The sequence below is a fragment of the Proteus penneri genome, assembly GCF_022369495.1.
Classification (GTDB): domain Bacteria; phylum Pseudomonadota; class Gammaproteobacteria; order Enterobacterales; family Enterobacteriaceae; genus Proteus; species Proteus penneri.
This window is the reverse complement of the sequence record NZ_CP059690.1, coordinates 488,844-515,054: the sequence shown is the minus strand read 5'-3', so window position 1 is coordinate 515,054 and position 26,211 is coordinate 488,844. Positions and strand designations below refer to the sequence as shown.

The 26,211-nt window shown below is 36.0% G+C and carries 25 protein-coding genes, 1 tRNA gene and 2 pseudogenes; 15 read left to right on the top strand and 13 right to left on the bottom strand.

Annotated features, from left to right (window positions below):
• Nucleotides 1-8 precede the first annotated feature (8 nt).
• The 3 genes from gshB (at nucleotide 9) to ruvX (ending at nucleotide 2,086) form a co-directional block, all read left to right on the top strand.
• Nucleotides 9-965 (top strand): glutathione synthase, encoded by a 957-nt coding sequence (gene gshB / locus H1225_RS02195; protein ID WP_023581014.1) that lies wholly within the window; start codon nucleotides 9-11, stop codon nucleotides 963-965.
• A gap of 138 nt (nucleotides 966-1,103) precedes the next feature.
• Nucleotides 1,104-1,667, top strand: a complete 564-nt coding sequence (locus H1225_RS02190; RefSeq protein WP_023581015.1) for a YqgE/AlgH family protein — start codon at nucleotides 1,104-1,106, stop codon at nucleotides 1,665-1,667.
• Entirely contained in the window at nucleotides 1,667-2,086 is a 420-nt protein-coding gene (ruvX, locus tag H1225_RS02185; RefSeq protein ID WP_006534822.1) for a Holliday junction resolvase RuvX, read from the top strand. The genes H1225_RS02190 and ruvX overlap by 1 nt, the downstream gene beginning before the upstream one ends.
• A 52-nt stretch (nucleotides 2,087-2,138) precedes the next feature.
• Here ruvX and H1225_RS02180 read toward each other — a convergent pair whose 3' ends face one another.
• Nucleotides 2,139-3,143 (bottom strand): type IV pilus twitching motility protein PilT, encoded by a 1,005-nt coding sequence (locus tag H1225_RS02180; RefSeq protein WP_072063542.1) that lies wholly within the window; start codon nucleotides 3,141-3,143, stop codon nucleotides 2,139-2,141.
• A gap of 21 nt (nucleotides 3,144-3,164) precedes the next feature.
• On the opposite strand from H1225_RS02180, the gene H1225_RS02175 reads away from it, so the two are divergent.
• Genes H1225_RS02175 through hemW form a run of 5 tightly spaced genes read left to right on the top strand, consistent with a single transcriptional unit; the run spans nucleotide 3,165 to nucleotide 7,000 of the window.
• Nucleotides 3,165-3,863 carry a YggS family pyridoxal phosphate-dependent enzyme gene (locus tag H1225_RS02175; protein WP_115065141.1) on the top strand — a complete coding sequence of 233 codons (699 nt, stop codon included), beginning with the start codon at nucleotides 3,165-3,167 and terminating at the stop codon, nucleotides 3,861-3,863.
• A 14-nt stretch (nucleotides 3,864-3,877) separates the two neighbouring features.
• On the top strand, nucleotides 3,878-4,696 hold the full coding sequence (gene proC / locus H1225_RS02170; RefSeq protein ID WP_072063544.1) for a pyrroline-5-carboxylate reductase: 819 nt from the start codon (nucleotides 3,878-3,880) through the stop codon (nucleotides 4,694-4,696).
• Nucleotides 4,697-4,714: 18 nt separating this feature from the next.
• Nucleotides 4,715-5,272: a YggT family protein gene (locus H1225_RS02165; RefSeq protein WP_006534828.1), complete on the top strand. Its 558-nt coding sequence runs from the start codon at nucleotides 4,715-4,717 to the stop codon at nucleotides 5,270-5,272.
• Between the two features lie 11 nt (nucleotides 5,273-5,283).
• Nucleotides 5,284-5,877 (top strand): XTP/dITP diphosphatase, encoded by a 594-nt coding sequence (locus H1225_RS02160; protein WP_072063545.1) that lies wholly within the window; start codon nucleotides 5,284-5,286, stop codon nucleotides 5,875-5,877.
• Nucleotides 5,870-7,000 carry a radical SAM family heme chaperone HemW gene (gene hemW / locus H1225_RS02155; RefSeq protein WP_115065140.1) on the top strand — a complete coding sequence of 377 codons (1,131 nt, stop codon included), beginning with the start codon at nucleotides 5,870-5,872 and terminating at the stop codon, nucleotides 6,998-7,000. The genes H1225_RS02160 and hemW overlap by 8 nt, the downstream gene beginning before the upstream one ends.
• A 96-nt stretch (nucleotides 7,001-7,096) precedes the next feature.
• Here the strand turns inward: hemW and H1225_RS02150 are convergent, their stop codons facing one another.
• From H1225_RS02150 to trmB, 5 genes are all read right to left on the bottom strand, one after another.
• Nucleotides 7,097-8,047, bottom strand: a complete 951-nt coding sequence (locus H1225_RS02150) for a siderophore ABC transporter substrate-binding protein (protein ID WP_115065139.1) — start codon at nucleotides 8,045-8,047, stop codon at nucleotides 7,097-7,099.
• 174 nt (nucleotides 8,048-8,221) lie between these two features.
• The gene (locus H1225_RS02145; protein WP_239739417.1) at nucleotides 8,222-8,959 is read right to left on the bottom strand and encodes a DUF2884 family protein; all 738 of its coding nucleotides are present in this window, start codon (nucleotides 8,957-8,959) and stop codon (nucleotides 8,222-8,224) included.
• Between the two features lie 22 nt (nucleotides 8,960-8,981).
• Entirely contained in the window at nucleotides 8,982-9,908 is a 927-nt protein-coding gene (gene glsB / locus H1225_RS02140; RefSeq protein ID WP_072063548.1) for a glutaminase B, read from the bottom strand.
• Between the two features lie 74 nt (nucleotides 9,909-9,982).
• Nucleotides 9,983-10,309: a YggL family protein gene (locus H1225_RS02135; RefSeq protein ID WP_006534836.1), complete on the bottom strand. Its 327-nt coding sequence runs from the start codon at nucleotides 10,307-10,309 to the stop codon at nucleotides 9,983-9,985.
• A complete protein-coding gene (gene trmB / locus H1225_RS02130; protein ID WP_006534837.1) occupies nucleotides 10,309-11,028 on the bottom strand; it encodes a tRNA (guanosine(46)-N7)-methyltransferase TrmB in 720 nt (239 codons plus the stop codon). The genes H1225_RS02135 and trmB overlap by 1 nt, the downstream gene beginning before the upstream one ends.
• A gap of 216 nt (nucleotides 11,029-11,244) precedes the next feature.
• On the opposite strand from trmB, the gene mutY reads away from it, so the two are divergent.
• From mutY to H1225_RS02110, 4 genes are all read left to right on the top strand, one after another.
• A complete protein-coding gene (mutY, locus tag H1225_RS02125; protein ID WP_115065137.1) occupies nucleotides 11,245-12,285 on the top strand; it encodes an A/G-specific adenine glycosylase in 1,041 nt (346 codons plus the stop codon).
• Nucleotides 12,286-12,314: 29 nt separating this feature from the next.
• Complete coding sequence (locus H1225_RS02120; protein ID WP_006534840.1) at nucleotides 12,315-12,587, top strand: oxidative damage protection protein; 273 nt, start codon at nucleotides 12,315-12,317, stop codon at nucleotides 12,585-12,587.
• Between the two features lie 63 nt (nucleotides 12,588-12,650).
• The gene (mltC, locus tag H1225_RS02115; protein WP_006534841.1) at nucleotides 12,651-13,721 is read left to right on the top strand and encodes a membrane-bound lytic murein transglycosylase MltC; all 1,071 of its coding nucleotides are present in this window, start codon (nucleotides 12,651-12,653) and stop codon (nucleotides 13,719-13,721) included.
• 260 nt (nucleotides 13,722-13,981) lie between these two features.
• A tRNA-Phe gene (locus H1225_RS02110) sits at nucleotides 13,982-14,057 on the top strand.
• Nucleotides 14,058-14,318: 261 nt separating this feature from the next.
• Here the strand turns inward: H1225_RS02110 and H1225_RS02105 are convergent.
• The 3 genes and pseudogenes from H1225_RS02105 to rclA all read right to left on the bottom strand — a co-directional run.
• Nucleotides 14,319-14,519: pseudogene (locus H1225_RS02105) on the bottom strand (phage integrase N-terminal domain-containing protein); the annotation flags it as partial.
• Nucleotides 14,520-14,592: 73 nt separating this feature from the next.
• A pseudogene (locus H1225_RS18370) lies at nucleotides 14,593-14,688 on the bottom strand (ParA family protein); the annotation flags it as partial.
• Nucleotides 14,689-15,074: 386 nt separating this feature from the next.
• Nucleotides 15,075-16,400 carry a reactive chlorine resistance oxidoreductase RclA gene (gene rclA, locus H1225_RS02095; protein ID WP_161671440.1) on the bottom strand — a complete coding sequence of 442 codons (1,326 nt, stop codon included), beginning with the start codon at nucleotides 16,398-16,400 and terminating at the stop codon, nucleotides 15,075-15,077.
• A 228-nt stretch (nucleotides 16,401-16,628) separates the two neighbouring features.
• On the opposite strand from rclA, the gene rclR reads away from it, so the two are divergent.
• Nucleotides 16,629-17,486 carry a reactive chlorine-specific transcriptional regulator RclR gene (gene rclR / locus H1225_RS02090; protein ID WP_115065135.1) on the top strand — a complete coding sequence of 286 codons (858 nt, stop codon included), beginning with the start codon at nucleotides 16,629-16,631 and terminating at the stop codon, nucleotides 17,484-17,486.
• Between the two features lie 201 nt (nucleotides 17,487-17,687).
• Here rclR and guaD read toward each other — a convergent pair whose 3' ends face one another.
• The 4 genes from guaD to H1225_RS02070 all read right to left on the bottom strand — a co-directional run bounded on the left by guaD (nucleotide 17,688) and on the right by H1225_RS02070 (nucleotide 22,060).
• Nucleotides 17,688-19,061 (bottom strand): guanine deaminase, encoded by a 1,374-nt coding sequence (gene guaD, locus H1225_RS02085; RefSeq protein ID WP_109848521.1) that lies wholly within the window; start codon nucleotides 19,059-19,061, stop codon nucleotides 17,688-17,690.
• 290 nt (nucleotides 19,062-19,351) lie between these two features.
• The gene (locus H1225_RS02080) at nucleotides 19,352-20,728 is read right to left on the bottom strand and encodes a YadA-like family protein (protein WP_239739416.1); all 1,377 of its coding nucleotides are present in this window, start codon (nucleotides 20,726-20,728) and stop codon (nucleotides 19,352-19,354) included.
• 300 nt (nucleotides 20,729-21,028) lie between these two features.
• A complete protein-coding gene (locus H1225_RS02075; protein WP_161727705.1) occupies nucleotides 21,029-21,454 on the bottom strand; it encodes a DUF417 family protein in 426 nt (141 codons plus the stop codon).
• A 45-nt stretch (nucleotides 21,455-21,499) separates the two neighbouring features.
• On the bottom strand, nucleotides 21,500-22,060 hold the full coding sequence (locus H1225_RS02070) for a TetR/AcrR family transcriptional regulator (RefSeq protein ID WP_202608859.1): 561 nt from the start codon (nucleotides 22,058-22,060) through the stop codon (nucleotides 21,500-21,502).
• 530 nt (nucleotides 22,061-22,590) lie between these two features.
• Between H1225_RS02070 and H1225_RS02065 the strand changes: the two genes are divergently transcribed.
• Together H1225_RS02065 and H1225_RS02060 are read left to right on the top strand one after the other, a co-directional pair.
• Nucleotides 22,591-23,103, top strand: coding sequence for a toxin-activating lysine-acyltransferase (locus tag H1225_RS02065; protein ID WP_006534857.1), 513 nt, complete (start codon nucleotides 22,591-22,593; stop codon nucleotides 23,101-23,103).
• Nucleotides 23,104-23,115: 12 nt separating this feature from the next.
• Complete coding sequence (locus tag H1225_RS02060; RefSeq protein ID WP_161671444.1) at nucleotides 23,116-26,190, top strand: RTX family hemolysin; 3,075 nt, start codon at nucleotides 23,116-23,118, stop codon at nucleotides 26,188-26,190.
• The last annotated feature ends 21 nt before the right edge of the window (nucleotides 26,191-26,211 follow it).

The following is a 26,211-nucleotide window of genomic DNA, read 5'->3' as shown; positions in this document are numbered from 1 at the left end:
GAGAAGTAATGATTAAATTAGGTATTGTGATGGACCCAATTTCATCCATCAAAATCAAAAAAGACACCAGCTTTGCCATGCTGTTAGAAGCACAACGTCGTGGCTGGGAAATTCATTATATGGAGATGAACGATCTTTACCTACACCAAGGTGAAGCACGCGCTCACACTCGTTTACTCAGCGTAGAAGAAAACCCAGAAAAATGGTTTGAGTTTGGTCAAGAGCAAGATATTGCTTTGGGTGAACTAGATACCATTTTAATGCGTAAAGATCCGCCTTTTGATACCGAATTTATCTACGCAACCTATATTTTAGAACGCGCTGAAGATATGGGAACACTGATAGTTAATAAGCCTCAAAGTTTACGTGACTGTAATGAAAAACTCTTTACTGCATGGTTCCCAACATTAACACCCGACACATTAGTCACTCGTGAAGCTAAACATTTACGTGCTTTCCATGAAAAACACGGTGATGTTATTTTCAAACCACTAGATGGTATGGGTGGAGCATCAATCTTCCGCTTGAAAAAAGATGATCCAAATGTAGGTGTTATTATTGAAACATTGACCGAACATGGTCATCGTTTTTGTATGGCACAAAATTTCCTACCTGAAATTGTTAACGGCGACAAACGTATTCTTGTTGTTGATGGCGAACCTGTGCCTTATTGCTTAGCTCGAATTCCTGCAAAAGGTGAAACACGAGGCAACTTAGCGGCTGGTGGCCGAGGTGAAGCACGTCCATTAACAGAAAGTGATTGGGCAATAGCCCGTCAAGTTGCACCTATTCTTAAGCAAAAGGGCCTTATTTTTGTTGGCTTAGATGTTATTGGCGATCGCTTGACTGAAATTAACGTCACAAGCCCAACTTGTGCGCGTGAAATTGAAGCGGCTTATCCTGATGTATCTATAACAGGCATGCTAATGGATGCGATTGAAGTACGCTTAAACAAAAAAAACTAACTTTTAGACACTCTCATTAAAGGGTTTAAAAGTCTGAACCTAGCCCCTACATATAAATAAGTGGTGTACATTAAGAAATACAATGTATAAAAGGGCTAGGTTTTTTACTAAAAATAATCAGGGAACAGTATTACTATTATGAATTTACTTAACCATTTTCTTATTGCTATGCCTTCATTGAGCGATCCGTTATTTGAGCGTTCGGTCGTCTATGTTTGCGAACATAATGAAAACGGTGCGATGGGCTTAATTATTAATAAACCTATCGAAGATATCTCAGTGGAAGGCGTATTAGATCAACTGGAAATTTTTTCAACGGACAGAGACGAAGCGATTAGCTTACAAAAACCTGTGATGTCAGGAGGCCCAGTTGCAGAAGAGCATGGTTTTATCTTACATACTCCAGTGTCCGGTTTTAGCTCTAGCATAAAAATCAGTGATAGCACCATGATCACAACATCCAAAGATGTATTAGAAACCTTGGGCACAGCAAGACAACCAGAAAAAACATTGGTCTCTCTAGGTTATTCTAGTTGGGAACAAGGCCAATTAGAGAAAGAAATTTTAGAAAATAGCTGGCTAACCGTTGAAGCCTCACCTCAAATTATTTTTGATACTCCTATTGCTGAACGTTGGCATAAAGCCGCTGAATTAATTGGAATTAATATCCACACCATTTCCCCGATAGCGGGTCACGCATAATGTCAAACAAAACGGTAATGGGATTCGATTTCGGTACTAAAAGTATTGGCGTCGCTATCGGTCAAGAAATTACAGGAACAGCAAGACCTTTAGCTTCATTTAAAGCAAAAGATGGTATTCCTGATTGGGCTCAAATTGAAAAAATCATAAAAGAGTGGCAACCTGACTTAGTGGTTGTCGGCTTACCTCTTAATATGGATGGCACCGAACAGTTAGTCACAGCTCAAGCCAAAAAGTTTGCTAATCGCCTTCATGGTCGATTTGGTGTACAAATTGCATTGCATGATGAACGCCTTAGCACCGTAGAAGCTCGCGCTCATCTTTTTGAACGAGGTGGATACCGTTCCTTAGATAAAGGCAGTGTAGATGCAGCGTCTGCCGTTATTATTCTTGAAAGCTGGTTTGAACAGCAATGCTAACAAGTGCCAGTCATGTAAAACGACTGTTCTTATTAATCTCGCTCTTAATCAATTAATCTCGTTGAATTAATCCTTCATGTTGACGTTGTTGGCGACTTAACATGAAGGTTTGCATGCCATATTCACTACCCGTTTGCATTAATGTTGTTACCTGGTGATATTTCCCTTCTCTAATAAGATGTGAAATGCCTTGCGTAACCTGCATTATTTCAAATAATGCCACTCGCCCACCATCAGTTGAAGGCACCAACTCTTGTGAAATTATCGCCCTCAAACTGCACGCTAATTGTGATGAAATCCATTGTCGCTCATTACCTGTAAATACATTAGTCACGCGCTCAAGCGTTTGTACCGCCCCTTGGGTATGCAATGTTGCTAACACCAAATGTCCTGTTTCTGCTGCCGTTAATGCCAACTTAATGCTTTGTACATCTCTTAACTCACCTAGCATAATAACGTCTGGATCTTGACGTAAAGCACTCTTTATTGCACTTGCGCTATTTTGCACATCACGTCCAATCTCTCGTTGCTGAACAACACTTTGTTTATTGCTATGTATAAATTCGATTGGATCTTCTAATGTCAAAATATGCTGACGTTGATATTGATTTAAATGATTGATCATCGCGGCTAATGTTGATGACTTGCCACTGCCTGTAGCCCCAGTAACTAAAATAAGCCCATGAGAATAATTATCTAATAATGTTGAAACCGACTTAGGTACTCGAAGTTTATCTAAAGAAGGAATTTGTGTTTCAATTATTCTTAATACTGCAGAAACACCTTTTTGTTGACGAAATAAATTAACACGCAGTCGTTGTCCACAAGACAGTGTAAGCGCGGTATCAACCTGCCCTTCATTTTCAAAAGTTTGCTTTTGAACATCACTTAAAAAAGGCCTGAACCACGTTAGTAAACTATCTGAAGTGATAGGTTTACATTGATTTTGTTGATAAAGTATTCCATTGATCCGTAATCGTGGTACATCGCCACAACAAAGATGCAGATCAGACGCGTTATGCTTTACACTATACGCAATTAAATTTTCCATTTTCATCTTATTATCTCCTGAGTTGCCATGAATACTATTAAACAGAATCTCGTCAATGTCAGGTCTCACATTGACACAGCAGCGCAAAAATGCGGCCGTTCTTCAGAAGAAATAACACTACTTGCAGTGAGCAAAACAAAACCTGCGAGCGACATCGAAAAAGCAATCGCGTGTGGGCAAACTGAATTTGGTGAAAACTACGTCCAAGAAGGCGTTGATAAAATCCATTATTTTGCTGATAACCACACCTTAGTTTGGCACTTTATCGGCCCTTTACAGTCAAATAAAACACGCCTTGTTGCTGAGAATTTTGATTGGTGCCATACCATTGATAGATTAAAAATCGCGCAAAGATTAAGTGATCAACGTCCGGCTTCATTGCCACCATTAAATGTACTTATTCAAATCAATATCAGTGATGAAAACAGCAAATCAGGGATTACTCTCACTGAACTTGATGGGCTAGCGGCACAAATTTCTATTCTTTCAGGCATTAAATTACGCGGATTAATGGCTATCCCAGCACCTGAAAGCAAGTATGACAAACAAGTTGAAGTGTTAGAAAAAATGCATCTTGCATTTAAGCAATTACAATCTCAATATCCCGATATCGATACGTTATCTATGGGAATGACGAGTGATATGGAAGCAGCTATTGCTTGTGGTTCAACACTCGTTCGTATTGGTACAGCAATTTTTGGCGCAAGGAATTACGCGACTAAGTAAAAATAGAGGTTTATATGGAACATCGTAACATCGCTTTTATTGGCGCTGGAAATATGGCTCAGGCCATTATTGCAGGGTTGGTTCAAGGTGGATATCCTGCACATAAGATAACCGTCAGTTCACCTTCTTCCGTTCGCCGTGAACCTTTAGAAAAAGAGTTCGGCATTCATAGTACTAATGACAATATTGATGCTGTTCAAAAAGCAGATGTTATTGTACTGGCAGTAAAACCACAAATGATGGAAGAAGTTTGTAAGCCCTTACAAAATATCGCAATGAGTAAAAAGTTAGTCCTCACTATCGCGGCTGGTATTCCTGCTACACGATATAACGACTATTTTGCAACTCAATTACAACTCGTTCGTATTATGCCAAATACTCCAGCACTGGTAGGTAAAGGCTTAAGTGGTATGTTCGCGCACAATTCACTTTCATCTCAAGATAAACAGTTTGCCGACGAATTAATGAAAAGTGTCGGAACAACTGTTTGGGTAGAGCAAGAATCTGCCATCAATGATATTATCGCCGTTGCTGGTAGTGCACCTGCTTATTTCTTCTTGTTTATGGAATCAATGCAACAAGAAGCTGAACGTTTAGGTTTTTCACCTGATGTAGCAAGAGCCATCGTGCAACAAGCAGCAAGTGGTTCTACTGCCTTAGCTGAAAAACAACATATGTTACCTTTCTCAACTTTACGCGAACAGGTAACATCAAAAGGTGGAACGACAGCGGCTGCACTTATGCAGTTTTATGAAGGTAAATTACCTGAAAACGTCGCTTCTGCCATGCAAGCTGCGATTAAACGTGCGCAAGAAATGGAAAAACAATTTTAATTTCATCAGGGCCAACTAATGAATTTTTTAAATTTCGTCATTCTGACTCTTCTTCAACTCTACACATCCGTCCTTCTATTACGTGTTTGGATGCAATGTGTCAGAGCTGATTTTTATAATCCTTTTTCACAATTTATCGTCAAGATCACACAACCAATTGTTCGCCCATTAAGAAGCGTTATTCCTTCTATTGGCCCTATTGATACCGCTTCAGTCTTATTAGCCTATATACTCATTCTGCTTGGTATTATTATTCCATCTTACTTATCAGGAACATCAATTCCTTTCTCTTTAATGTTCCCATTTGCCTTTATTGAACTGCTCACAGCAGCAGGTAAGATGATTTTTTGGTTGATCATTATCCGCGCAATTCTTAGCTGGGTAAGCCAAGGACGTAACCCAATTGATCATCTTTTATTTCAATTAACAGAACCTTTAATGGCACCCATTCGTCGTATCATTCCGGCAATGGGCGGTTTAGATTTCTCTGCAATGATTGTTATTCTTGTGCTTTACGCTCTAAATTATCTGCGCGTAGACGTTTTACAATGGTTACTTAGCGTAACGCTTTACTGAGGATGACACTCATGCAAAAAGTTGTTCTCGCAACAGGAAATCCGGGAAAGGTCAAAGAGCTAGCCTCTTTGCTTTCTGATTTTGGTTTAGATATTGTTGCTCAAACAGAACTTGGTGTTGATTCAGTTGAAGAAACTGGCTTAACCTTTGTTGAAAATGCACTGATTAAAGCACGTCATGCGGCAAAAGTGACAGGTCTTCCAGCAATTGCTGATGACTCAGGTATTTCGGTAGATGCGTTAGGCGGTGCTCCGGGTATTTACTCAGCACGCTATGCAGGTATTGATGCAAGCGATCAGCAAAATCTGGATAAATTGCTTAATGCAATGAAAGATATTCCTGCTGAAAAACGCCAAGCACAATTTAACTGTGTATTGGTTTATATGCGCCATGAGAACGACCCCACTCCGCTGATTTTCCACGGTATTTGGCACGGCGTATTAAGCACTGAAATGCACGGTGAAGGAGGATTTGGCTACGATCCTATTTTCTTTGTTCCTGAATTAAATTGCACTGCTGCGCAATTAACTAAAGAGCAAAAAAATCAGCATTCGCATCGTGGTAAAGCACTTAAATTAATGTTGGATGCCCTTAAGAATGCTTAAGTTGCCCCCATTAAGTTTATATATTCATATTCCTTGGTGCGTACAAAAATGCCCTTATTGTGATTTCAACTCACACACCTTAAAGGGTGAAGTACCGCATCAGGAATATGTGCAACATTTACTCAATGATTTAGATGCTGATCTTATTCATGTTGGTTCTCGTGAAGTTCAAACAATATTTATTGGTGGTGGAACACCAAGTTTATTAAGTGCTGAATCAATGGCTGATTTGCTTTATGGCGTTAAAGAACGCCTAGCTGTTAGCCCGAATGCAGAAATTACCATGGAAGCGAATCCAGGAACCGTAGAAGCTGAGCGCTTTGCTGGATTCCAACGTGCTGGCGTAAATCGTATTTCTATTGGTGTGCAAAGTTTCGGTAATGATAAACTTATTCGCTTAGGGCGCATTCATGATGCAGATGAAGCTAAAAATGCGGCTCGTTTAGCCAAAAAATTAGGCTTACGGAGCTTTAATTTAGATTTAATGCATGGTTTACCAGACCAATCATTATCTCAAGCGCTTTCGGATTTACAGCAAGCAATAGAATTATCGCCACCCCATTTGTCTTGGTATCAATTAACCATTGAACCCAACACACAATTTGGTTCCCGTCCGCCTAAATTACCTGATGACGATATGCTGTGGGATATTTTTTCAGAAGGTGATAAATTATTGACAACCGCAGGATATCAACAATATGAAACATCGGCATATTGCAAACCGGGCTTTCAGTGTGAACACAATTTAAACTATTGGCGTTTTGGGGATTATTTAGGTATCGGTTGTGGTGCTCATGGAAAAATAAGCTTTGAAGATGGTCGCATCATGCGAACAGTAAAAACCAAGCACCCTAAAGGTTTTATGGAAGGCCGTTATCTTGACCAGCAACATTTTGTTGATAATGATGACCGTCCATTTGAATTTTTTATGAACCGTTTTCGTCTATTAGAAGCATTTCCAAGACAGGATTTCAGCGATTATACTGGGCTTTCTGAAGAGATTATTCGCCATCAGATAGATGAAGCTTTGGCTTTAGGTTATATCAGTGAAACAGACACACACTGGCAAATTACACCTCATGGCAAGCTATTCCTCAACTCATTGCTAGAACTATTTCTTTAATATTACTGATTTCAAATAGTTCGCTTAAAAAAATGCCCATACTGTTATTCTCAGTTGGGCATTTTTCTTTAATAACAAACCTTAAAGATTAATCAATTAAAGCGCACTCTCTACTGCTTCAATCTGTTTAGCTAAGCTATCTAAACCACCACCAGAGAGATACCAAAGATCAGCTTGCAGATAAACGATACCACCATTTTTATAGGCTGAAGTTGTTTTTATAGCATCATCTTCAAATGCGTTTTTTTCTAATTTATCCGCGCCAATCGCTTCGCTACGATCCACAATAAAAATAACATCTGGATTAGCTTTTGCGATCATTTCTGATGTAACTACACGACGTTTACCTTTATCTTCCTCGGCAACAGGTGGTAATTCTGCTCTTTTTGCTTTAACAACATCATAAACAACACTTTGATTATTAGGTATTAAATTGCCAGTATTGTGTAATAGCACCAATACTTTTTTATCAGATCCAGTGGCTTTTTTCTGAGCTTGCTCAATAACGGCATTTAATTTAGCAATTTGTTCTTGAGTCGCTTGCTGTTTATCAAATAACTCACCTAATAATTTGATATTCGACTCAACTGAATTGAGATAATTAGCGCTATTAGTACCTAAATTAACAGTAGGTGCAATTTTCGCTAAAGCCTCATAAGAGGCACCTTGTCGACCAGTAATAATGATTAAATCAGGTTTAATTTCAGCTAGTTTTTCTAAGTCAGGTGCTTTCATGCCACCGACATTAGCAACATTACTTGCAATACTTCCTTTAATATAAGCAGGCGCATTACCTAACGGTAACCCGACCACTTTATCGGCTAAACCTAACTGAACTAAAGAATCATAGAGACCAAAATCAAATAGAACCACTTTTGATGGGTTCTTAGCGACCGTTGTTTCACCCAACTGATGTTTAATCACCATCTTGTCACTCTGCTGACTAATAACTTGGTTAGGTTGATATTCAATTGGCGTTTTGCTTAACACAGAGAAGCTCGTTACAGAAAGGATAGATGCGATAACTAAAGGAAGGATCTTCTTCATTAATTTTTGCCCTGTTTAAGTGGAATACTCAAACAGGGCATTCTAAACAGCTCCCTTCACAAGTCAATTGAATAAGAATGATTTTCATTGTTATTTTCAATTATTGTGAATTCGTCATTTATAAAGCTTATTAACTATCTGGTTAATAACTCAATCATTAGAGAAATGGAGCAGCTACTTCTTTAATGCATTAATTAATTCAACTCGCTGATTTTCCATTTGAGTTATCTTACTACAAGCTTGCTGACCAAATTGAGTAAACGCTGCTTCTTGTTGCTTCCACTCCTGATCTATAATCTTTTGGAAACCATCTAAGCTTCCTAATAACCCACCTAATGCTTTTTTACTGTCACCACCAGCAGCTGCTAATAACTGTTTTTTCCCCAATTCATTAATGCTGTCTTGCAACATACCACCAAGGCTACTCTCTACGATTTCACGGCCTTTAGCTTCAACTTCTTTAATCGCTTGAGCATGAAAGGTGATGTTATTTGGTTCTATGCTAACCACTTTATCCATTTGTTGATTAAGATCTTTTTCTAACCTACTTAATCTATTGAGGATATTGCTTTCTTTACCAAAAGCTTCAATTACTACTTTATCAAGTACTTTTCGAGAATCTTGCAGTTTTACCCCTGTTTCAGTTCTTAACCAAGGTACGTCTCGTCTTACTGTAGCTTGATATTTTTTGGCTAATTCTTGTTGCTGAGGTGTCAATGTGGCGCTTTTTTCATTTTGAAATAATGACCCGTCAGGATAAATTACCATTAAACCATTTGAACCAGCGACTTCAACAAATTCAGAGGTTATGCGTAAATCATCTTTTGGCATTACAGCACAATCAAAACTGGGAGATGCATTGGCAGAGCCTGCAACAAAAAACAGTGCAACAGCAACATTTCTTAAATTCATAACAACTCTCCTGAAAACATGGCTAAAAAATCGAACGCCCAACTTTGTTTGCTAATAATTCAAGTGCTGCACAACCTGCTAATGAGTTACCTGATTTATCCAGCTCTGGTGACCAAACTGCAACGGTAAAAGCATCAGGAACGACAGCAATAATGCCACCTCCAACACCTGATTTTCCTGGGATCCCAATACGAAATGCAAATTCACCGGCACCATCGTACATACCACAAGTTAACATTAACGCATTTATTTGGCGGGTTTGTCTTGGCGTAATAATCTGATTTTTATTCCCAACACTTGCCCCCTGATTAGCTAAATAACTAAAACATCGCACTAATTCAGTACAACTCATTTCTATTGAACAATAGTGAAAATAAGTCTCCAGCACCGTAATAACATCATTCTCAAAATTACCAAAAGATTTCATCAGATAAGCAATTGATGCATTTCGATTAAGATGTTCCATCTCTGATTTTGCAACCACTGAGTTATAACAAATATCAGGAGCATCCGTTAAAAAGCGAATAACTTCTAACATTCTTTGCTTTGGTGCACTTAATCGAGACTGCAACATATCAGTGATAACAATAGCACCTGCATTAATAAAAGGATTCCGAGGTATCCCTTTTTCCATCTCTAATTGTATTAAGGAATTAAAAGGCAGACCTGAAGGCTCTTTTCCTACTCGTTGCCAAATTTCATTTTCTTCATAACGAGTTAAGGCGAGTGTCAAACTAAGTACTTTAGAAATAGATTGAATAGAAAAACGTTTGTCTGCCATACCCGATTGATAGAGTTCACCATCCACCGTATAAACAGCCATAGCAAGCTGTTCTGGCAATACTTGGGCTAACGCGGGGATATAATCCGCGACTTTTCCTTGCCCGATTAATGGGCGAATTTGTTGCAAAATATCTGACAGTAATGCGTTAGATAACGTTGTAGTCACAGTCCCTTCCCCAGACAGACAAGGGCATCCTTTTGGATGCCCTTGTAATTATTTGCTAAATGTATAACTTTCTATCAGTCCCACCAAACATCAAATAGTTCAGAGGTCTGTACATCTTGCATTTTATTCTCTTTTAGGAAGTTTTCGACTAATTGGCGATGCTCTTCTGTACATTTACCAATTTGTTGTAAGCAGATTAGGCCTTCCCAGCTCAGGTAACCACTTGCATCAAATGCCAGCCCGTTTGGCTCAATGACTTTGAGGATCAGTTCATCAACAAAGCGATCCACTTCCTCAATAGGGGTATTTTCTGGGAAAGTCCATTTAACTGAAAAACCTAATTCCTGAAATTCATCGATACGCATTTTTTTGCGTAAACGGCGACTACGTTGTTTAGCCATTATTTTACCCTCTTAAACATAAGATCCCATACACCATGCCCCAAACGATGACCACGCTTCTCAAACTTAGTCACTGGGCGTGTTGCTGGTCGTGGTACATAATCCTGAGTTTCTGACAAATTCTGATAACCTTCAACACTTGTCATCACTTCAAGCATATGTTCTGCATATGGTTCCCAATCTGTCGCCATATGAAAAACACCGTCTAACGTTAATTTTTTTAAAATTAATTCTGCAAAAGGCACTTGAACAATACGGCGTTTATTATGACGCGCTTTGTGCCACGGATCAGGAAAGAATAACTGAACCATTTTTAAGCTATTATCTGGGATCATGTGATTGAGTACTTCAATCGCATCATGACACATGACTCGCAAATTAGTTACTTGTTCTTCTTCAGCACTTGCCAGACAAGCACCCACACCCGGTGCGTGTACTTCAATACCGAAATAATCATTTTCTGGTGTATTTTTTGCCATAGTCACGAGCGATGCGCCCATGCCGAAGCCAATTTCTAAAATTACAGGCGCTTCGCGTCCAAAAACCTGACTGAAGTCGATGGGTTCCGGTTGATATTCAATACCAAAGACAGGCCACTGTGTTTCTAATGCTTGCTCTTGACGAGGCGTTAAACGGCCTTGTCTACGAACAAAACTACGAACGCGTCGTAAGGCACGCCCTTCTTCATTGAATTCCGGAGAAATTACATTTTTGATCATGTCTAATACTGTCAGTCGTTAGGCCAATTATTTACTTAAAACCGTGATAATGTCGCTATAGTGCAACTTAACCGACATTATCCAAAGATCACTAAGTTTAGCAAGAGTCGTTTATAGAAGCATCACTCTATAAGATAAATATTAAGAGTGTTTACAGTTTATTCTCTCTGTGGTGCAATCTTATCTTAATCAGAACATGAGTTAATAAAATAAAACATGATGGAAGCACTGCAATTTTCGCAAGTCGTACTTAATTGGTATCACAAATATGGGCGTAAAACGCTCCCTTGGCAGCAAGAAAAAACGCCTTATCACGTTTGGTTATCTGAGGTAATGTTACAACAAACCCAAGTTGCAACGGTTATTCCTTATTTTGAGCGTTTTATTTCACGCTTTCCTGATGTCGCTACGTTAGCTAAAGCACCATTAGATGAAGTGCTTCATTTATGGACGGGCCTTGGTTATTACGCAAGAGCCAGAAACTTACATAAAGCAGCACAACACATTGTAGATAAACATCAAGGACAGTTTCCTGATACCTTTGAGGACGTTTGTGCTTTACCGGGTGTTGGGCGTTCAACTGCTGGTGCTATTTTATCGTTATCACTGAAAAAACCTTACCCAATCCTTGATGGTAATGTGAAACGTGTTTTAGCTCGTTGTTATGCCGTTGAAGGCTGGCCGGGTAAAAAAGAAGTTGAAAAAAAATTGTGGGAGATCAGCGAAAACGTTACCCCAACTGTAGGTGTCGAGTATTTTAATCAGGCAATGATGGATTTAGGTGCAATGGTTTGTACTAGAAGCAAACCTAAATGTGAACTATGTCCACTAAATACAGGTTGTATCGCTTATGCTCAAAACAATTGGGCGGATTATCCTGGGAAAAAACCTAAAAAAGTTATCCCAGAGAAAATAACTTATTTTCTTATTTTACAATATGATAATCTGGTTTGGTTAGATAAAAGACCGCCAGCAGGAATATGGGGGGGATTATTTGCCTTTCCTCAATTTGAAACAAAAGCGCTTTTAGAACAGTGGTTAACTGAGCATGGGCTCGATAATAATGAATCAGAACAACTAATTTCATTTAGGCATACTTTTAGCCACTTTCATTTAGATATTGTGCCAATTTGCGTAAAACTCTCAGCGTTTACCTCTATGATGGAGGAGCAAAAAGGACTTTGGTATAACTTACAGGCTCCTGCAAACATAGGGTTAGCAGCACCTGTAGAGAATTTACTTAGACAATTAGCCTAAGCTAATCCCTGCGATATTGAGGATTTATTATGAGCAGAACTATTTTTTGTACTTTCCTAAACAAAGAAGCTGATGGACTTGATTTTCAGTTGTACCCAGGAGAAATTGGAAAGCGCATTTTCAATGAGATATCAAAAGAAGCATGGGCCCAATGGATGGCAAAACAGACCATGCTTATCAATGAGAAAAAACTTAACACCATGAACCCTGATGATCGCAAACTATTAGAACAAGAAATGGTACGATTTTTATTTGAAGGCCATGATGTTCATATTGACGGCTACACTCCGCCTGAAAAATAATATTCACTTTTCCAGAGTCTTTAAGGCTCTGGTATTTTATTCACCATAGCGATTCAATTGACCATGAAAAAAATCCTTCTCTTGCTAATTATCGCCCCACTACTCATTTCATGTAGTAGCCAACCCTCTAAGACATTTGAACCTGATTATGCAAAGGACACCAATGCGTTCGATATTCTTATGGGACAATTTGCCAATAATATCGAAATGATTTGGGGTATGAAGGAAGTTTTAATAGCCGGTCCTAAAGACTACGTAAAATATACTGACGCTTATAAAACCCGTAGTCATATTAACTTTGAAGCGGGTACCATCACGATAGAAACATTAGGTGGTGATGCTCCTCAATTTCAATTACATAAGGCGATTGTCACAACGTTATTGATGGGCGAAGATCCAGGCTCTATCGATCTCTATTCTGATGTCAATAACATCCCTCACAGTACAGAACCTTTTTTATCTGGGCAGGTTCTTGATAATACAGGGCAACCTATACGCTGGGAATGGAGAGCCAATAAGTTTGCTGATTACCTGATTGCTAATAAATTACAAAAACGCCAATCTGGTATAAATACAATTTGGTATGTCACCATTAATCTTGTTCCTAACCACCTTGATAAACGTGCTCATAAATATTTACCGTTAGTTCAACAAGCGGCAGCTAAATATGGTGTTGAGCCTTCGCTTATCCTAGCTATTATGCAAATTGAATCAAGTTTTAACCCATATGCCGTGAGTAGTTCTGATGCTCTAGGTTTAATGCAGATCATGCCTGCAACGGCTGGTCGAGATGTATTCCGCATGCAAGGTAAATCAGGACAACCAAGCCGCAGTTACTTGTTTGATCCTGCTAATAATATCGATGCGGGTGCTGCTTATATTTCAATACTACAAAATAGCTATCTTGGTGATATCAAAGATCCTATTTCCCGCCGCTATGCCGTTATACAGGCTTATAACGGTGGTGCAGGTAGTGTGTTACGGATCTTCCATAACGATAAGAAACAAGCAGCTGCCATGATTAACAACTTAGAACCAACGCAAGTGTATACCACATTACGTAATAAGCACCCTGCCGACCAATCTCGTCGCTATCTTGAGAAGGTCAGTACAGCTCAACGTAACTATCGTTAGTTAATAATTAGTCTAAAAAATAAAGCTTCCTCAATAAGTTTGGGGAAGCTTTTCTATAATTACGATTCGATAGCTCGTCTTATCACATTTCTATCATCATTTGTTATGTATACCACTAAACCTTTTTAACTTCACTTTTGCTCTTTTTTTATGAAAAATAGCGTTTTATTAATCAATAAGTTTAAAAAAACAGCAATCAAACGGTTTTGTGATAAATAACGTTGACGAGCAAAGCGATATCGGGTTTAATACGCCCCGTTGCCCGAATAGCTCAGTCGGTAGAGCAGGGGATTGAAAATCCCCGTGTCCTTGGTTCGATTCCGAGTTCGGGCACCATCTTTCTTTTGTTCGTCAGTGACTTAAATCACTGAGAGGGCAAACAAGAGTGGAAAAATATAATTTGGCACTGTCACTTTATGTTGAAACTCTTAAACTAAACAGTCTTGCTCAAATCAAGGCTGTTTTTTTATTTGTACCTTTTACTTTCTTTCCTAATCACTGTCAAATCTTGATACTCCTCCTGTTATTTTCATCACATCAAACCACCCAACATTGAACACTTGATCTGTCGGTTCTACTCCTACCTTTTGTGCTTCTTTCGCTAATAGCTACTTTCGTGCCATCACGGCTCGCATTTGATAAACCAAGCGCATGATTACTTAGCTTTTCATGTTGAGGTGAGGCAGGCTTTGTTCTGCCAGCAACTGCTAAAATACTCCGAATGCCTGCCATTTCGTTTTGAAGTGTTCTTTTTGAAATACCTTCTTCCTGACGACTTTTGATATGAAGCTCGATATGGATTACGAATACAAGTATGGAAAATTAATCGTTCTGGATGATTAAGATCCACTGTTTGCATCAATAAGTAGTGTTTTAACCCTGCATCAGCACATATTCCTGCGAGATTTGCAGAATAAGTGGATTTACCTTCCCCACCTTTTGTAGAAATAACTGAAATTACCTGCATATAAGCCACCTGAATTAGTTCAGATAACCTACGTTTATTTATGCTTTAAGCTTGAAAATCGCCGTGTCCTTGGTTCGATTCCGAGTTCGAACACCTCTATTTAGAAAAACCAGCCTTAGAGCTAGTTTTTTGCTTTCTGAGGTTTATGTAAAATGAAAACGCCCGACACATATAAGACACTATAATAATAGTGGAAAAAAATAAGAAAAAATCAAAAAATATCGAAACATTCTATTATTTTATCAATTTATTAAATTTTAAATATATAAATATCTCTCTCATAACCGATAGCTTTGATAATATACTCTTTAATAACACCACCCTCTAGGAGGGTGGTAAACAATCAAAAAACAACTATATAAATTCAAAACAAATAAATATATTTCTTATTTTATTAATGAAAATAAATCATTAAGCGATTCACTCATACTAGGATGGGTAAATATTTGATCTCGTAACACAGTAAATGGTAATTTTGCATCCATTACTATTTTTATAATATTAATTATTTCATGAGACTCAATACATAGTAATGAAGCACCAAGAATATACCGTGTTTTGCGATCAACTATTACTTTCAATATACCGCGAGTATCATTCATAACTCTAGCTCTTGGGATCGCAGCAACAGGCAAAGTAGCAATCTCAATTTCAGCGCCACTTGCCACAGCTTGTTCTTCTGTCATTCCTATACGTGATAATGGTGGTGTCATAAAAACAGAATAAGGGATATTTTGCCGTAGATCTGTACTACGTTTGCCATCGCCTAATAATTCATCTTTCACTATACGAAAATCATCCAAGGATATATAAGTAAATTGAGGTCCACCAGTAACATCCCCCATTGCCCAGATATTATCTACTGTAGTATGCAAATGTTTATCAACAATTATAGCGCCATTCTCATTTACAGCTACACCCGCATTTTGTAACTGTAATTGTTCAATTGCAGGTTTACGACCAGAAGCAACCAACAATATATCAACATCCTGTGAACCATGAGTCATGTGAACCTGAATTTTATCATCCTTTCGATTTATGCTATTCACATTAGCATTGAGAATAATATCGACCCCTTGTTCACTCAAAATATTGGCAATAGCATCCGCAATGTCTCGATCTTCTCTAGGTAAAAATAATGGGGCTGCTTCAAATATTGTCACCTTGCTACCAAAGTTAGCAAACATAGATGCAAATTCTACTCCAATATACCCACCACCAAGGATACCTAAGTGTGTTGGTAAAAAGTCCAAATCAAGTATTCCCGTACTATCATATACACCAGGAGTTGTGGTTAATCCAGAAATAGGCGGTAGCACTGTTTGTGCTCCTGTATTAATGAATATCTTCTCACCCACTATTTTCAACTCACCATTAGACTGATGTATAAGTATCGTATTGCTATCAACAAACTCAGCACGACCGTCAATAACATCAATGTTATCCATATCAGCAAGATTGTGAAAATTTTTATTACGTAAAAACTTAACAACATCAGCTTTACGTTGCATTGCGGAAGAAAAATCTTTATGTAATTGCGCTTCATGTACTAATGTTTTAGTTGGAATACAGCCGATATTAATACAAGTACCTCCATACATACTCTTTGACTGTTCAATAATAGCAACGCGCCATCCAGCTTTAGCCAATGTGGTAGCCAGCGTTTTACCCGCTTTTCCAAAACCAATAATTACTGCCTGATATTTATTCATATTAATTCCACCTATCAGTAAATATTTATTTAATTTACTCTATGATAGTTGAACAAGAAGAAATACGAATTTTCCATAAAATGACTATTTTTGTCTTAGAGTCTAAAATATTGAAGTCAACATAAAAAGTACTGAAAAAATAGTAATTTCAATATTATGATAATGAAAAATCAAAATACAATGAAGAAGATATAACATCATATCCTATATGATATTCGGGAGCTTTATATGGATACGCTTAGCCGTTTGCTAATTCTGAATATACTAGAAGGAGCAATCGATAAAAATTGCCTTTTAGGTGATAGCTGGAAAATTCATCATACAACAGGGGAATTTTCAGTGGTTCGCTGGCATACTGTCACTCAAGGTGCCGCAAAAATAGAAACACCGACAGGCCAAACATTTACCTTAAGACCGGGAAGGATTGTATTATTACCTCATAATTCCGCTCATTGCTTAAATCAATTAGAAGATGAGCCAACACACATTATTTGTGGCAGTCTACGATTACAATATTCAGCACGTCATTTTTTAACCACATTGCCTGAAGTGCTATATCTAGCTCCATCAAATAATAGCTTAGAGTTCTATTGGCTTAAGGAAGTTATCTGTTTTTTACAACAAGAATCTGATACGGGTATGTTAGGGTCCGATGCATTGTGTAGCCAGCAATGTTCTACATTATTCACACTTGCAATTCGTAATTGGCTAACTCAAGTTACTACTGAGAAGAATCTACTCAATTTGCTATTACATCCTCGACTGGGTCTAGTTATTTCACAAATGATAGAAAATCCATCACACCCATGGACAATTAAAGAGCTAGCTCAACAGAGCTATATGTCACGAGCTAGTTTTGCACAACTCTTTCGTAAAATATCTAACACTACACCGATGTCTGTATTAACAATGTTACGACTACAAATAGCTGCACAAACTTTATCTCGTGAAACATTACCAATAGTGGTGATAGCTGAATCAGTAGGTTATGCCAATGAATCATCATTTCATAAGGCTTTTGTACGTGAATTTAACTGTACTCCTGGCGAATATCGTAAAAAAATAAAATTACTTGGGACTGAATAAACACAATAAAATATAAAAATACTTTATGTGCTTTGCCTTATAAAATGTTGAATAAAAAATAATGCTTCACTATTATTTATAGAACTCTATTTCACTCTATATAAATAGCAATCCCAATTAATTAACGATTAATTGGGATTATTATTTAAATAAAAAATCGATATATTTATTGCATATACTCTATATTAATTTTTTTGATAATTAATAAACCTTTTTTCCTCCAACCCAAATATCCGTAATGTTAATTCGCTGAGTATTATAAATAAGCTTTTGTAAAATATCATGGCTAGAGTCTTCTTCACGAATAAGAATATCAGAACTCGTTACATTGGTATCAATAACCATTGCATCAAATAAATATCCTTCTCTCAATTGGCCAATAGGCAAATCAAGCACTTCACCACCACCACCTGTTGCTAACCAAAAAGCTTCTTTAAATGTAATTTCAGAACCAGAACATCCTCGTTGTTCTGCTGATAATTGTGAATTAACACCATCATTAAGCGCCTTACTTGCTGTAATTGAATGACGACAAGCATCAAAAATTGAAGGGCTATGTCCCGCAGCTATATCACTTCCTAATCCAACATGAACATGTCGATTAAGTGCCTTACGCAAAGGAAAAACACAATTCGCAAAATAGAAATTAGATAAAGGACAATGTGCGATCCCTGCTGATTTAGATTTAATGATATTGATATCATCATCAGAAATTAAATTACTATGTGCTAAAATAGTTTTACGAGTCATTAAGCCAAAATTATTTAAAGCTTGAGCATCTGTTACACCATACCGCTCTAATACATAATTATGTTCCCAATCACTTTCCGAACAATGTGTCTGAACATGACAATGTGTTTCTTGTGCAAGTTCTCCTAATCCTTTGAGTAACTCTGTTGTACAACTAGGTATAAAACGAGGAGTAATAACAGGTAATATTTGATTATTCTCATTACCCGATAATTTTTTTATATCCTCAATAAATAGATGTGTTTCTTCAATTGCACTTTTAGCTGATTTATCACGATAATAATCTGGGCAAGAATTAGGATCATCCATAGCCACTTTACCAATTAAAGCTCGTTGCCCAAGAGAAAGGCAGATCCGCCCTAATTCTACACTCGACTCTCTGTGAATAGTCGCAAAATAAACAGCTGTTGTTGTTCCATTTTCTAATAATGTTTGCACTAGATGCTGATAAGTTTTACGGGTAAATTCTAAATCTGAATAACGAGCTTCAAGTGGAAAAGTATATTCTTGTAACCATTGATCCAGAGGAAGATCTAATGCTTTACCAAGGTTAGGCCATTGTGGTGCATGCACATGTAAATCAATAAAACCAGGTAATAGATATTGATCAGATTTAAGTTCGTGAAGAATATTATTATTTTTAGCCCAAGATAGAAGAGGCAAATAATCTTCTTCATTAGAATGATAAATTTTTGCAATAAAACCTAATTTATCAATACAAATAAGAGAATGTTCAATAAAATGCAACTCGTCTGCAGAAGATGAAGTAAAAGCTTTTGCTTTAATTACTTTCTCATAGTCTCTAAATATAATATTTTGAACCATTACGTTCTCCTCAAAATATATAATACCATCCTTACTTTCTCTTTTTTAAACTAGAGAAAAACCTAATACCCATCATCGCTATTAATTATAAATATAAAAAAACAAAAGTTGGATCGAAACCCAACTTTTGGGAAAAAAATAGAGATAATAATAGAGATAATAATAGAGATAATAATAATAAAAATAGTCACCTGCCATAACAGCAGTGTACAAAAAACAATTAAATCTCTTACAATTAAGATGAAATTTAGAATTATTATTCTAAATAGAAATCATTTTATCGCAGTATATTACCAACCAATGGCAATGCCACCACCAAATACTGCACTATCTGAGCTATTCCATGATGTAGATGCTCTCACATGTGTATTTTCATTTAATTTATACTGCATGCCTACAGCAATAGCATTCCCATTTCTATAATTACCAAGCCCAGCACCAACACTAAATTTTTGATAATTTACATAAGGAATATTAGTCATTGCGGCAACAGATGCAATTCCCGCATTAGCTTTCTTTGCATTCTCGTCGATTTTGTCATTCAACTGTTGAAATGATGAATTTATTCTATTATCAATTTGGTTAAATTTTGCATCTGTATATGCAATTGATTCTTTTTTTACATTATTAATAGATTTCTCACCTAGTTGAATAATTTCTTTTTTTGTATTATCAATATTTTGATTAATCACCATATTGTTTTTATTGATTTTGCTATCCGTATAATTATTTGCATTTTTTTCTGCATTATTGGCGGCTTTCTGTCCAACTTGTATCGCTTCATTTTTTGAAGTTTCAATATTCTGATTAATCACCATATTATTTTTAGTGATTTTACTATCCGTATAATTGTTTGCATTTTTTTCTGCATTATTAGCGGCTTTTTGTCCAGCTTGCATCGCTTCATTTTTTGAAGTTTCAATATTTTGATTAATCTCCATATTATTTTTATTTATCTGACTATCTGTATAGTCATTTGCATTTCTTTCAGCGTTGTTAGCCGCCTTTTGCCCTAATTGCACAACTTCCTTCATGCGTTGGTTAATAACTTTATTATTATTTGTGATTTCTAGTGCTGTATGATCTTTCAGTTGTTTTACATTTACAGCATCAGTATCCATTGTACCTGCTTTAACTTTCGTTAATTGTCTTGTTGTGTTTTCATTTCCGAAAGAAACAGAATCTTCTCTATCAGTAGTACTTGCATGGCCAATAGAAACACTTCCCATATGCATAGCCTGACTATCAGATCCAATAGAGATAGCACCTTCCATATCAGAATGAGCACCTGCACCAATAGCAATAGAATCTTGGCCTTTTGATGATGTAGAAGTCCCTAAAGCGACACTGTTTTCTCCTGTCGCCTTTGCAACGGCACCAACAGCCGTAGAATTTTCTGCCGACTCGCTCGCTGCCCCATTAGCTAAACTTGAATGACCTGAAGCTTTACTAAATGAACCAATGGCAACAGAATTATGGCCATTAACTGATGAATTAGCACCTATTGCAGACGATGAATTTCCTGTTGCACTCGCCGATACACCAATAGCAGTAGCATAATCACTGTCTGCTTTACTATGATCACCTGCATTATATGTTGCATCTGCGGCATAGCTATTTGCTACGCAAGAAGTAAAAATTAAAGAAGCGATTAATGTTTTCTTCATGATCACAAACCCATAATATATAAATGTAAATGAAAATAAAAAATGACTAGAACAATAAGGTGGCAGATTTTATTTTTTCAATAAAATCCTGTCAATAATTTAACTTAAAAATATATTAAATGTTTTTAATTTATATTTAACTATTTGTTTTTATTAAATCGTATATTGTCTATTTAATTTCCCTAACAAAAATACCAACACAAATAATCACGCGATAAACTAACATCATAATTATTAAGTTTGAGTGTATAAAATATAATTATTCATTTAATTAGAATAATTTTATATTTAATACATTTATTAACAAATAGTTAAGTGACGTTTTAAATCATATTTAAGTAAAACGATACCAGCACCAATGAGAAGAATATCTTTTATAATAAAACTATCAACTTTTCCTAACTGGGGTAATAAACTGAGAGTAATAACGCCAATACCAATAACGATGATATCTCCCATCATACCAATCACAGGTTTATAAAAGCCTGCAATTAAAGCGAGAAAAGTGAGGGTTTCTACTATACCAAGGAAATAGCTTCCTCCATACACACCAAATAAAGTATATAAAATATTCAACCAAGATTTAGATATAAGAGGTTCTAATGCCATTACCTCAAAATCAAACCATTTATAAGTACCAAATAACATGAGTATGCCAATGACGGATAATCGAAGAAAAACGATATCGTAATCTGAATTAATAAAACGTTTAATAAAATTTTTCATTAGAACCTCTAAAAATGATAATAATGATGTGAGATAACGATAAATCTATTGCTTTGAATCAAGCATCGTAAGTAATATTTTTACTGTTTCAAAATAAGCATTATGCGGAGGTATTCGATTAAGCATTAATGCTCCTTTCAATGAAGAACAAACAATTACAGCTAGCTCATTAGCCGCAGAAAAAAGCCGAATATCACCATTCTCTTGACCAAAAATTAAAATATTCTTCAATATATTTAATTCAAAATCAGCCAATAAATTAACGGCTTCTTGCAACTCTAACGGGAATTGATGGCTATCAGATAACATCGCATAGACACCACACATTTCTCCTTTCTTTGCACAATCAGAGAAAGCATTTAAATACGTTTTTAATCGTTGTAATCCAGAGGGTATATTATATAAAGATCCTTCAAGTCGGATAAATCCCTCTTTTTTATATTGACAATATGCTAATCCTAAATCTATTTTGCTCGGAAAATAATGATGTATGCTTGCTTTCCTAATACCTATTCTCTTCTCTAGATCAGCATAACTAAACCCTAAAAAACCGCGTTGTTGAATAAGTATATTCGCCTGATGCAATATCTTATCATATGTTGTCATTAATAATCCTTGTTTTATAGGTATAATGCGATTACATAAGAATATTATTCTTCTATCATTATAGAAATAAAGCCATATCATCAAATCAATTCTATTTTAGAGAGATTTCAAAAAGTTAATTACTCCAAATTCTTTCTATAAAAAATAATATAACCTAAGTTTAAAGAAAAAATTTACCTACCAGAAGGTAGGCTGTCAATAAAAAATAAATCACATTCATTAAAAAAACAAAATCAGTTTAAAAAAATGAAGACAAAAAGTAAAAAAACAAAAAAATAAAAAAACAAATCAAATAAAAACAATAAAATAAAAAAAATCCTAAGAAAACAAAAAAGTTAAACAGATACACAGAAGTAACAAATATCTAACAAATAGCGATGTGAATTTTTTTATTTCATAGAAAAATTAAATTTATATTAAAGAAATATTAAATCGTAAATTTTTCCATTTTTTCATTTTTATTTTTTTTATAGAATCGCGTAAAAGTTATTATCAAAATCTATCAATCAAACATATTTCATGGAAAAAAAATGAATAGAAATAATTCATTAGATATTCTTGGTCATATTGTATGGTTATGGGCAAGCTCCCCTTTACATAGAAATTGGCCTGTATCTTTATTCGCAATAAATGTATTACCCGCAATACAAGCTAACCAATATGCTTTATTAACTCGAGATGGTTTCCCTGTCGCATATTGTAGCTGGGCTAATTTAAATTTAGAAAATGAAGTTAAATATCTAAATGATGTGACTTCTTTAATTGCAGAGGACTGGACTTCTGGTGATCGTAAATGGTTCATTGATTGGATAGCCCCTTTTGGGGATAACGGAGCACTATATAAATATATGCGAAAAAACTTTCCTAATGAATTATTTAGGGCAATCAGAGTAGATCCTGAAACTCAGATTGGTAAAGTGTCAGAATTTCACGGAGGTAAAATAGATAAACAATTGGCAAATAAAATATTTAAACAATATCACCATGAATTAATAACTGAAGTTAAAAACTATCCCGACTTTAAATTTTCATTGATAAGTTAAAGGTAAATTATAATGCCAACAATAACAACCACTCAAATTAAAACATCGCTTCAATCAGCTAAACAATCAGCGACGAAAAAATTACAGTCCGCAGGACAATCAACAAAAAACGCGTTAAAAAAAGCAGCAGGTCAAGCACGCAAAGCTGGTGATAAGCTTATTTTATTGATACCTAAAGATTATCAAGGACAAGGTTCAAGTCTGAATGATCTAGTTAAAGCCGCTGATGAACTTGGTATTGAAGTTCAGTATGAAGAAAAAGACAGTACAGAGATAGCCAAACAATTTTTTGGAACAGGCGAAAAATTACTTGGATTAACAGAACGAGGAGTCGCTATATTTGCACCACAATTAGATAAATTGTTGCAGAAATATCCAAACGTAGGTAATAAACTTGGTGGAAGCGCAGAAAATCTAGGAAGTCACTTAGGTAAAGTTGGCGGGATTTTTTCAACCCTTCAAAACTTTTTAGGGACTGCACTTTCGTCAATGCAAATAAATGAGTTAATAAAAAAACAAAGAAATGGTGAAGATGTCAGCTCAACAGAACTAGCAAAAGCAAGTATCGATCTCATTAATCAACTCATAGATACAGCCTCAAGTATCAATAATAATATTGATGCTTTTTCACAACAATTGAATAAGTTAGGTAGCATATTATCTAATACAAAACATTTAAATGGTATTGGTAATAAATTACAAAACTTACCTGATTTAGGAAAAATAGGCACAGGGTTAGATACTATTTCTGGTATTTTATCTGCTGTTTCAGCAGGTTTCATTTTAGGTAATGCTAATGCCGATACGAGTACAAAAGTTGCTGCAGGCTTTGAATTGACAGCAAAAACATTAGGTAATTTAGGTAAAGCTTTTTCTCAATATATTATCGCACAACGCGCAGCTCAAGGGTTATCAACCTCGACCGCAAGTTTTGGTTTAATTGCCTCCGCGGTTTCATTAGCAATTAGCCCATTATCATTCTTAGCTATTTCAGATCAATTTAAGCGAGCCCAAAAAATCGAAGAATATTCTGAACGCTTTAAAAAATTTGGTTATGAAGGTGATAGCTTACTTGCTGCTTTCCGTAAAGAAACTGGTGCTATTGATGCAGCATTAACAACTATTAGCACAGTATTAAATTCTGTGTCTGCGGGTGTCAGTGCAGCGGCAACAGCTAGTCTTGTTGGTGCACCAATCAGTGCATTAGTCGGTGCAGTATCAGGTATTATTACTGGTATTTTAGAAGCGTCAAAACAGTCTATGTTTGAACATGTTGCAAACAAAATGGCTAATACCATTGCAGAATGGGAGAAAAAACATGGTAAAAACTATTTTGAAAATGGATATGATGCCCGCCACTCTGCATTCTTAGAAGATAACGTCAAATTATTATCTAAATACAGTAAAGAACATTCTACTGAATTATCTGTTCTTATCACACAACAACATTGGGATGACCTCATTGGTGAATTAGCGAGTGTCACTAAAAATGGAGCAAGAGTATTTAGTGGTAAAGCTTATGTTGATTATTATAAGGAAGGCAAACTTTTAGAAAAAAAATCTGATGAATTTGAGAAAAAAAGATTTGATCCATTAAAAGGAAATGTAGATATCTCTGATATTGACAAATCAGCATTACTTAAATTTATCAACCCAATATTAACACCCGGTGAAGAAATTCGTCACAGAAAACAATCGGGGAAATATCAGTATATGACTGAATTATTAGTCAACGGTGTTGATCGATGGATTGTAAAAGGAACTAAAGATAAAGGTTCTGTATATGATTACTCTAATTTAATCCAGCATGCAGATATTGCGAATAACCAATATCGCGAAATTCGTATTGAATCAAGATTAGGTAATGGGGATGACAAAGTTTTCTTAGCTGCTGGTTCTGCCGATGTTTTTGCAGGTAAAGGTCACGATATTGTTTATTATGATAAAACAGACACAGGCTATTTAACTATTGATGGCACAAAAGCAACTGAAGCTGGTCAGTATACCGTTACGAGACTGCTAGGTGGTGACGTTAAAATCTTGCAAGAAACAGTGAAAGAACGCCAAGATTCAGTTGGGAAAAGAACTGAAAAAATACAATATCGTCATTATGAATTTAAACATACTTATGCTCAAAATTTAAAAGCTATAGATAATTTGTATTCAGTTGAAGAAATTATTGGTAGTGACCGTAACGATACTTTCCTCGGTAGTAAATTCAATGATATTTTCCATGGCGCCAAAGGTAATGACATAATTGAAGGCAATGATGGTCACGATCGTTTATATGGTGATGATGGCGATGATACTTTAAGAGGTGGGCACGGTAATGACCGATTATATGGCGGTAATGGCAATGACAAATTAATAGGAGGCACCGGTAATAATTACCTAAGTGGCGGAGATGGTGACGATGAGTTACAAGTACAAGGTAATAAGACAAGTTACAATATACTACTAGGGGGTAAAGGTAACGATAAATTATACGGTAGTGAAGGCGTTGATCTACTTGATGGCGGAGAAGGTGATGACATTCTAAAAGGTGGCGATGGCGATGATATCTACCGCTACTTTGCTGAATATGGCCATCATATCATCGAAGATGAAGGTGGAAATAACGATAAACTTGGCTTACTAAACATTGACTTCAAGAATGTTGTATTTAAACAAGAAGGCGATGATCTAGTGATGTATAAAGCAGAAAATAATATCATTTCAACTAATAATAAAAATGGTATTACATTTAAAAATTGGTTCAAAAAAGACCAAAAAGGTGCTTATAACTATAAAATAGAGCAACTCTTTGATAAAGATGGTCGGGTCATTACAGCGGAATCTCTTGAAAATGCGTTAAAAGACCAAAGCAAGAATCGCCTTAATTATGTGTATGGGCATAATGCATTAAGCCGTTATGCAGATAAAAATAACCTAAATCCATTAAATAATGAGATTAACAAAATTATTTTATCTGCTGGTAATTTTGATACCAATAAAGAAAAACCTGCAGCTGCTTCGTTACTAATGTCTTCTAATAATGGAATAAATATTGCTAGTAACGCAATAAATTTAGCTCTTTCTGTAGCATAATATTTTAATTTTTAATAGCAA